The organism is Streptomyces sp. rh34 (assembly GCF_002551245.1).
Lineage (GTDB): Bacteria > Actinomycetota > Actinomycetes > Streptomycetales > Streptomycetaceae > Streptomyces.
In genome coordinates, this window is record NZ_NTGZ01000319.1 from 1 (window position 1) to 7,737 (window position 7,737).

8 protein-coding genes and 2 pseudogenes are annotated in these 7,737 nt (G+C 72.4%); 6 read left to right on the forward strand and 4 right to left on the reverse strand.

The window, feature by feature from the left end; all coding sequences use genetic code 11:
* Positions 1-315 (reverse strand): annotated as a pseudogene (locus tag CR470_RS33790) (phosphotransferase); the annotation flags it as partial.
* A gap of 167 nt (positions 316-482) precedes the next feature.
* Here CR470_RS33790 and CR470_RS33795 point away from each other — a divergent pair.
* Both CR470_RS33795 and thpR read left to right on the forward strand, forming a co-directional pair.
* Positions 483-860, forward strand: coding sequence for a VOC family protein (locus CR470_RS33795; RefSeq protein WP_097871263.1), 378 nt, complete (start codon positions 483-485; stop codon positions 858-860).
* Positions 861-1,063: 203 nt separating this feature from the next.
* Positions 1,064-1,693, forward strand: a complete 630-nt coding sequence (gene thpR, locus CR470_RS33800; protein WP_097871264.1) for an RNA 2',3'-cyclic phosphodiesterase — start codon at positions 1,064-1,066, stop codon at positions 1,691-1,693.
* 163 nt (positions 1,694-1,856) lie between these two features.
* Here thpR and CR470_RS33805 read toward each other — a convergent pair whose 3' ends face one another.
* Positions 1,857-2,483 carry a hypothetical protein gene (locus tag CR470_RS33805; protein ID WP_097871265.1) on the reverse strand — a complete coding sequence of 209 codons (627 nt, stop codon included), beginning with the start codon at positions 2,481-2,483 and terminating at the stop codon, positions 1,857-1,859.
* A 199-nt stretch (positions 2,484-2,682) separates the two neighbouring features.
* Between CR470_RS33805 and CR470_RS41395 the strand changes: the two are divergent.
* Together CR470_RS41395 and CR470_RS33815 are read left to right on the forward strand one after the other, a co-directional pair.
* Positions 2,683-3,921: pseudogene (locus tag CR470_RS41395) on the forward strand (MFS transporter).
* A gap of 107 nt (positions 3,922-4,028) precedes the next feature.
* Entirely contained in the window at positions 4,029-4,574 is a 546-nt protein-coding gene (locus CR470_RS33815) for a TetR/AcrR family transcriptional regulator (protein ID WP_097871266.1), read from the forward strand.
* An 88-nt stretch (positions 4,575-4,662) separates the two neighbouring features.
* Here CR470_RS33815 and CR470_RS33820 read toward each other — a convergent pair whose 3' ends face one another.
* Positions 4,663-5,151, reverse strand: coding sequence for a MarR family winged helix-turn-helix transcriptional regulator (locus CR470_RS33820; RefSeq protein ID WP_097871269.1), 489 nt, complete (start codon positions 5,149-5,151; stop codon positions 4,663-4,665).
* Positions 5,152-5,265: 114 nt separating this feature from the next.
* On the opposite strand from CR470_RS33820, the gene CR470_RS33825 reads away from it, so the two are divergent.
* Positions 5,266-5,676, forward strand: a complete 411-nt coding sequence (locus tag CR470_RS33825) for an Ohr family peroxiredoxin (protein WP_097871267.1) — start codon at positions 5,266-5,268, stop codon at positions 5,674-5,676.
* Between the two features lie 70 nt (positions 5,677-5,746).
* Here CR470_RS33825 and CR470_RS33830 read toward each other — a convergent pair whose 3' ends face one another.
* A complete protein-coding gene (locus tag CR470_RS33830) occupies positions 5,747-7,276 on the reverse strand; it encodes an alpha/beta hydrolase (protein ID WP_097871268.1) in 1,530 nt (509 codons plus the stop codon).
* Positions 7,277-7,369: 93 nt separating this feature from the next.
* On the opposite strand from CR470_RS33830, the gene CR470_RS33835 reads away from it, so the two are divergent.
* On the forward strand, positions 7,370-7,737 hold a 368-nt coding region (locus tag CR470_RS33835), incomplete at its 3' end, for a MerR family transcriptional regulator (RefSeq protein WP_143663930.1).

Genomic DNA, 7,737 nt, shown 5'->3' on the forward strand with positions numbered 1-7,737 from the left:
GTCCACGATCCAGTCGCCGGAGGGGTGTTGGTGGTCCAGATGCTCCAGGACCAGCACCCGGTCGCCGGGGACGGTGCCCAGCAGTGCGGGCACCACGGCCGGGTCGGCTCCTGCGGCGAGCCGCAACGCGGCCAGTTCACGGGCGTACCGCTCATCGGCGTCGGGGCCGCCGACGATCTGCTTCACCACCACGGGCGCCCCGGCCGTCTCCACCCGCCACACGCGTGAGCGCGGGCTGCTGCTCAGCCGTCGGGAGCGCCTCGGAGCGCCCAGTCCTGCCCGTAACTCGTCCCCCCAGGGCAGTCGCGATCTCATGCGCCCATCCTCGCACGCGGGCACGTCCTGATCCGTGGGATGCCCGGCCTCCGGGGCGTGGAGTGACGCATGGCGTGGCGCGCGCCGGAAACCGATGCTGGAGTGAGCGGCCGGGGGCCCGGCCGAGCGAGACATTCCCGAGGTTCCAGGAACGGAGCGGAGAAAACATGACGCCGATCAACGCCCTCATCATCGATGCCTCGGACCCGGAACGGCTTGCCGCGTTCTGGTCCGAGCTGCTCGGCAGGCCGGTCGTGGGCCGTACGGGTCCCTACGTATGGCTGCGGCGCGAGCACGGCCTGGGACTGGGATTCCAGCGGACCGACGAGCCGAAGCGGTCCAAGAACCGGATGCACTTCGATATCTCGGCACCCGACCCGGCCGCGGAGCAGCAGCGGGTCGAGGCGCTCGGCGGGCGCCGGCTGGAGGGATACGCCGATGGTGGGTTCCTGGTGATGGGCGACCCCGAGGGCAATGAGTTCTGCATCATCCCCGAGGGCCCTTTCGACCTCGACGAGGAGGGCCGCACGAACTATTTGGGCTGACCGGCGCGCGGAACCGCCGCGGGCTCAGGCGCTCGTCCGGGCCGCCTCGCGGTGCCGCGGTTCGCCCTGATGCCCTGCCGCAGTCACCCTCGCCGCCCCCTCGTTGCCGCATCGCGCCGTACGGTACGGCGTCGGCCCGCGCCCGATCCCGTCGTCGGCCCCGCGTCGTGGCGGGGACACGGCCGGCACGTACGGTACGGCAGGTGAACGAACCGCTCGAAGCCGTGACCGGCCCCCCTGCGGACGAACGCGTCCGGGCCGCGACGACCCGCGTGTTCCTGGCGCTCGCCCCGCCCGACGACGCGAAGGAAGAGCTGGCGCAGGCGCTGCGCCCGGCCTACGACGCCTACCCCCGCATGCGGTGGAACCGTATCGAGGACTGGCACATCACCCTCGCGTTCCTCGGTGAGCTACCGGTCGCCGCCGTCCCGCCCCTGATGCCTCCGCTCGCCGGGCTCGCGGCGCGGCGACGGCCTCTGCGGCTGGCGCTGCACGGCGGCGGGCACTTCGACGAGCGGGTGCTGTGGGCCGGGGTCACGGGGGACCTCGAAGGGCTGCATCACCTCGCCGCCGACGTACGCGCCCTCGTCAGGGAGTGCGGTGTCTCCTTCCCGGAGCGGCCGCTCCGGCCCCATCTGACCCTCGCCCGGTCCCGCCGGGGCGACCACGCGGCCACGGCAGAGGCCGCGGAAGGGCTCGCCGCATTCGCCGGCCGGAGCTGGGAGGCCGGGCGACTCCACCTGGTCGGCAGCAACATCGGCCGAGGCCCGGGGCCGATCCACTACCGCGACATCGAGGCCTGGGACTTCCGCCGCGGAGCGAGCGGGACCTGAACGGACCGGTGCCGCCTCACGGCCGTCGCGGGGAGCCCACGTCGTCGAGACTCCTCGGCGGGAAGTCCGGCGACCGGCGTGCGCAGCGCTGTCCACGAGCGCGAGATCCACATCGGTAGCGGTCGTGCGATGCGGGATCAAGCGAGTCGGGCGATGCCCGGCGTCACGCGGTTTCGCGCCGCGCGGGCCGGTCGTGCGTCAGCAGGAACTCGGTCGCCCGTGCGATGGCCTCGGCGGACGTGCCGTGGACGGCTTCCGACTCCTCCTCCCGCAGGTCCGCGCCCGTCGCGGTGTACCACCAGGCGTCGGCGCCCGGGTCGTGGTGAATGACGGCGTCGCCGCCCGCGTAGTGGAGCGGAATCGATTCGCTGGCGGACTTCTTGGGCACCGCATGGGGCCACTTGAGGCGGGCCGACTGGCGTTTGATGCCGCCCCAGGCCGCGCCGAGCTGTGCGTAGCTGGACCCACCGCGTCCGGCGACGGTGGCCGCGCTCTCGGCCAGCCGGTCGACGGACCGCTTGGTTTCGTAGAGGGACCGCAGCATGGCCAGCTGAACATCGGGCGCGGCCATGAGGGCCGCGTCGAAGGGCTTGCCGGCCGCGCGGTAGGCCAGCGCGCGCGTGGAGATCCGTTCTGCCAGTGACCGGGCCGCGTCGAGCACCTGCTCGTCCATGGCGAACGTGTCCTCGTCGCCGGGCTCGTTCCACGCGGGGTCCACGGGAGTCAGGACCGTGGCCCAGAAGTTCTCATCGTTCTGGTCAGGGGTCGGAATCACCTTCGTGTCGTCCATGCGACAACTTTAACTGTCAGCAGGCAGCACAGCAAGTATATTTGTCGCCACGCGGTAGTGACAGGTCTTTCTGTCATCCATGCCTGACCGGGTTCATAACTGTACCTTTCGTCAGGTACAGTTATGAAGTTCGGACGGTTCTCACAGCGAGGCTCACAGAGGATGACCCTCAGCACGCACGAAGCGGCGCTGGTCGCTTCTGGCAGTGGTGAGCACAGGACTCCTGTTGATCACGCTGGACAACTCCATCCTGTACGCGGCTCTGCCGACGCTGATGGAGGATCTCGGCGCGAGCAGCTCCGAGGGACTCTGGATCATCAACGCCTACCCGGTCGTGATGGCCGGCCTGCTGCTGGGCAGCGGCACGCTCGGCGACCGGGTGGAGCACCGGCGGATGTTCCTGATCGGCCTCGCGGTCTTCGGCACGGCCTCGCTCGCCGCGGCGTTCTCCACCGGCCCGGAGGCCCTGATCGCCGCACGGGCCTTCCTCGCCGTCGGAGCGGCCGCGATGATGCCCGCCACGCTCGCCCTGATCCGCGTCACCTTCGACGACGAGCGCGAGCGCAACATGGCCATCGCCGTATGGGGCACCACGGCGGTCGTGGGCAGCGCGCTGGGTCCGATCATCAGCGGGATCCTGCTGCAGCACTTCTGGTGGGGATCGGTCTTCATCATCAATGTCCCGGTCGTCCTCGCGGCGGTCGTGGCCACCCTGTTCGTCGCTCCGCGAGACGACCCGGACCCCTCCAAGCGCTGGGACCCGGTCTCCTCGCTCCTGGCGCTCGTCGCCCTGGTCGGCCTCGTCATCGCGATCAAGGAGACGGCGAAGACCGGCCCCGCTCCGGCCGTCATCACCGCCGCCGTCCTCGCGGCCGCGATCGGTGGGTCCTCCACCGGGTCGGCCTGCTGCCGCTCATCACCGGGGGTCTCGCCCTGGGCGCCGTCGGCACCGTGCTGGTGCTCATGAACTTCGCCACCAGCATGGGCCTCCTCGTCACCGGGCTGATCACCACCGGCAGCGGCCTCGGCGCGGCCATGTCCGTCGCGTCCAGCGCGATCATGGGCAACGTCCCGGCCCGCAGGGCGGGCATGGCCTCGTCCGTCGAGGAGGTCTCCTACGAGTTCGGGAGCCTGGTCGCGGTGGCCCTCCTCGGCAGCCTGCTGACCGCTGTGTACTCCGCGACCATCGACCTCCCCGCCGGGGTGTCCGAACGGGCGCGCGACAGCCTCGACAGCGCGCTCGCCCTGGCCGGGGAAGAGGGAAGAGGCGGGGACCAACAGCGCGCTGGTCACCGCCGCATCCGAAGCGTTCGACGGCGCGTACCTGGCCGTGATGATCGTGGTCGCCGCCGTTCTCGCCGTAGGCGCCCTCGCGACCGGCGTCCTGCTGCGCCGCCACGGCCCCGGATCCGCGATGTCCGGCCCCGCACACCACTGAGCCCCGTGCACCACTGGCCTCCGCACACCACTGAGCCCCGTGCACCACTGGCCTCCGCACACCACCCGGTTCCGCACACCACCGACCCGACGACACGGAAGCAACGCATGCGAACCAGCAAACGGACCCAGATCCTCGAAGCCGCCGCCCGTGTCGTGCAACGTGAGGGCGTCAAGAGCGTCACCTTCGACTCCGTCGCGGCGGAGGCAGGGCTGACCAAGGGCGGTCTCCTCTACCACTTCGCCTCGCGCGACGACCTCGTCCGGGCGATCCACCAGCATCTGGCCGACCGGTGGGAAGCCGACCTGGTCGCGGCGGCCGGGAAACCCGCGGCCGAGGCCACCCGGGAGGAACGGCTCGCCGCCTACACCCGGGTCGCCATCCAGAGCGCCACGCGGGCCGAGCTCCTGCTCATGCTCGAAGGCTCGACGAACACGGCGCACGCGGCCGTGTGGGAAGCCGTGACGGAACGATGGGCACCGCCCCCGGCGTCGGCGGCCGAGGACCCTGCCGCACTCGACCGGTTCATCGTCCGCCTCGCGGCCGACGGCCTGTGGCTGCACGAATCCCTGACCTCGGAGCGGCTGGACCCCGGAACGCGGCGGGCGGTCGCCGACCGCATCGCCGACGCCCTGACTCACCGCGACAGCTGATCACCGGTCACGGGTTCGCCGGCTCGCCGGCTTCGGCGGCTCCGTCACAGCGCGGAGCCGCTTCCGGCCGGGCGCCGTTCCCGGCGGCTCAGTAGGCGTCGGCGGCCTCGCCCAGGGCCGCGGTGAGACGGCCCAGGACTTCCTGCAGCCCGAGGACCTCGTCCAGGGACAGGCCGGTGGCGTCCAGCACGCCACGGGGGACGGACAGTGCTCGGTCGCGCAGTCGCGCGCCCTCGTCGGTCAGGTCGATCAGAACGGAGCGTTCGTCCTCGCGGCTGCGCTCGCGCCGGACCAGCCCGGCCGTCTCCAGCCGCTTCAGCAGCGGCGAGAGGGTCCCGGACTCCAGATGGAGGCGCTCCCCGATGTCCTTGACCGGCTGGGCGCCGTGCTCCCAGAGGACCAGCATGACCAGGTACTGCGAGTAGGTGAGGCCCAGGCCCTTGAGAGCCTGCCGGTAGAAGCCGCCGAACGCGCGCGACGCGGCGTGCAGCGAGAAGCAGACCTGGTGGTCCAGTCGCAGCAGCTCCGCGTCGGGGACGCCGGAGAGATCGGGCGAGCCGCCCGGAGCAGTGGTCATGGGTTCCAGCGTACCGCCGACCACATCATTAGATTGTGCACAATTTAGTTGTGTGCAATCGTTATCTCTGTCGCCGCGACCATCCCGGTCGGGGCTCCAGTGGAGGGTCATCCCATGGACGCGTTGTACACCGCCGCCGCCACCGCCAACGGCCGCGAGGGCCGTGCCGTGAGCTCGGACGGTCAGATCGACCTCCCCCTCGCCATGCCGCCGGCCCTCGGCGGCAACGGCCGGGGCACCAACCCCGAGCAGCTCTTCGCCGCCGGCTACGCCGCCTGTTTCGCCAGCGCGATGGCCGCCGTCGGTCGCGAGTCGAAGATCGACACCAAGGACGCCTCCGTGACCGCCGAGGTCTCCATCGGCAAGGACGGCGACGGCTTCGGGCTCTCGGTGGTCATGCGCGTGGAGCTCCCGGACTCCCTCGCGGGCGAGGCCGGGCGGAAGCTGGTCGAGGCCACCCACGCCTACTGCCCGTACTCCAGGGCCACCCGGGGGAACATCGACGTCGAGCTGGTCATCGAGTAGTCGCCCCCTCATCCGGTCGACTCCCGGGCGCGTCGCGCCCGGCCGGCCACCCCTCACACATCCGGGGGCGTCACCCCTTCAAGCGGCCGAGCACCGCGCCCACCGCGCGGTGCACGGCCTCGCGCGCCCCGTCGGTCGGGTCGAGCGTCTCGAAGCCGTGACGCCCCTCCGGTACGTCGATGACCTCGACGTTCGCTCCGCAGCGGGCGGCCTCGGCCAGGAACTCCTCGACGGTCGCGGCGATTTCGGCGCTCTCGCGTTCCGCCCGGACCAGCACGACGGGAAGGCGACCGGCGTGGGAGACCGCCCGGGCCGGGTGGAAGCGGGTGCCGTCCAGTCCCCAGCTCGGCAGCGGCGAGAGGATCGGGTAGTTCGCGGCCACGCAGCGCAGCCATGCCGGCGGGTTCGTCAGCCAGTCCGCCGCCATCGGGCCCCCGCCCGAGAAGAACCACAGGGCGACCCGGTCCGCGTCCACCCGCGGATCGGCGCGCACCCGCTCCACCACGTCGGCCACGTCCGCGGCGGCCACCTCGTAGTCGGTGACGGCGTGCAGGCGGTGGTCGAGCGTCACGCCCACGACGCCCTGCCCCGCGACGTGACGTGCGTATCCCGTCAGGGTCGGCCAGTCCCGGGGCGTGGGCCTCGCCTCGGCGGGCACCGGTCCGCCGTGCACGAACACCACGGCCGGGTGCGGGCCCGGACCGTCCGGCAGGTAGAGGTCGGTGTTCCCGGCCCGCTCGCGGGGTCGTTCGGGCACGTCGAGGAGGAACGGCCGCAGATGGGCGGGCGTACGGGCGGGGTCGGCGGCGGTCAGCCGGTGCCCCGCGCCGGACGCGGCCTCGATCAGGGTCGCGGCCAGCTCGGCGGGGCAGGACAGCATCGGCCAGTGCCCCGTGGGCAGTTCGAAGAAGGGCACCCGGGCCTCGGCCAGGGCCCGGACGGCGGGGTCGCCGACGTCCACCAGGATCTGGAGCATCTCGACGCCCGGCCCGTTGCCGGTGCAGAGCACCCCGGTCACGGGCACCTCGGCCACGGCTCCGGTGAGCCGCAGCGGCTGGAGCAGCGTGCCGAGCGGCTGCGGCGCCGCGAGAGCGGTGAGCCCGTCGAGCGCCGCCTCCGAGAGACCCGCGGTGCTCCCCCAGCGGGACCACGCGTCCCGGGCCGGGGGCGGCAGCTCACCGCCGGACCACCCTTCCCCGCTTCCCGCGGCGCGCTCCACCACCTCCTCGCGCAGGCGCTGGTCGGGCACGGCGGCCAGGGCCGGGACTCCGTCCCTCGGCATCCCGGCGTCCAGATGGACGATCCTGGCGATCGCCCCCGCCCTCCGGTCGGCGGCGCCGAGCACCGGGTGGATGCCGTAGTCGTGGCCGACGAGCACGATCTCCCGGCCGCCCGCCGCCGCCACCGCGTTGATCACCGCGAGCACGTCCGCGACATGCGTCTCCAGGTCGACGGCCCCGCCGGGATCTCCGGGGCGTCCGCCGAGTCCGGTGAGCGCCACCGTTCGTACCTCGGCGCCGTCCGCGGTCAGCCGGGCGGCGGTGTCCCGCCACACGTGCGGTCCGGTGAACGCCCCGGCCACCAGGATGAATACGGTCATGGTCCCTCCTCGTCACGGTGTCTCCCGCGCACCGGCCCGATCCCCCGGCAGCGCTCGCCGGTACCGTAGGAACTCCCCCTGGTGGAGGTTCAAGTGTTCTCGTCGCACGACGGTCTGTGCACCATCGGTGAACTGGCCGAGCACGCGGGTGTGAGCGTCAAGACCGTCCGCTTCTATTCGGACCGAGGGCTGCTTCCGGAAACGTCGCGCAGCGCCGGCGGGCACCGCAGGTACGCCCCGGAGGCCGTGGAGCGGCTCGGCATGATCCGCTCCCTGCGCGGCCTCGACCTGTCGGTTCCCGAAGTGCGTCGCATCCTCGACGAGCAGGACGGGCGGGACGACGGGGCCGCGGCGGGTGGCGCGTTGGAGGATGCCGTGGCCGGGCGGCTGCGCTCCCTGGGGTCCGAGCTCGCCGCGCTGCGCTGGCGGGAGGCCGCGCTCAGGCTGGTGCAGGAGAGCCC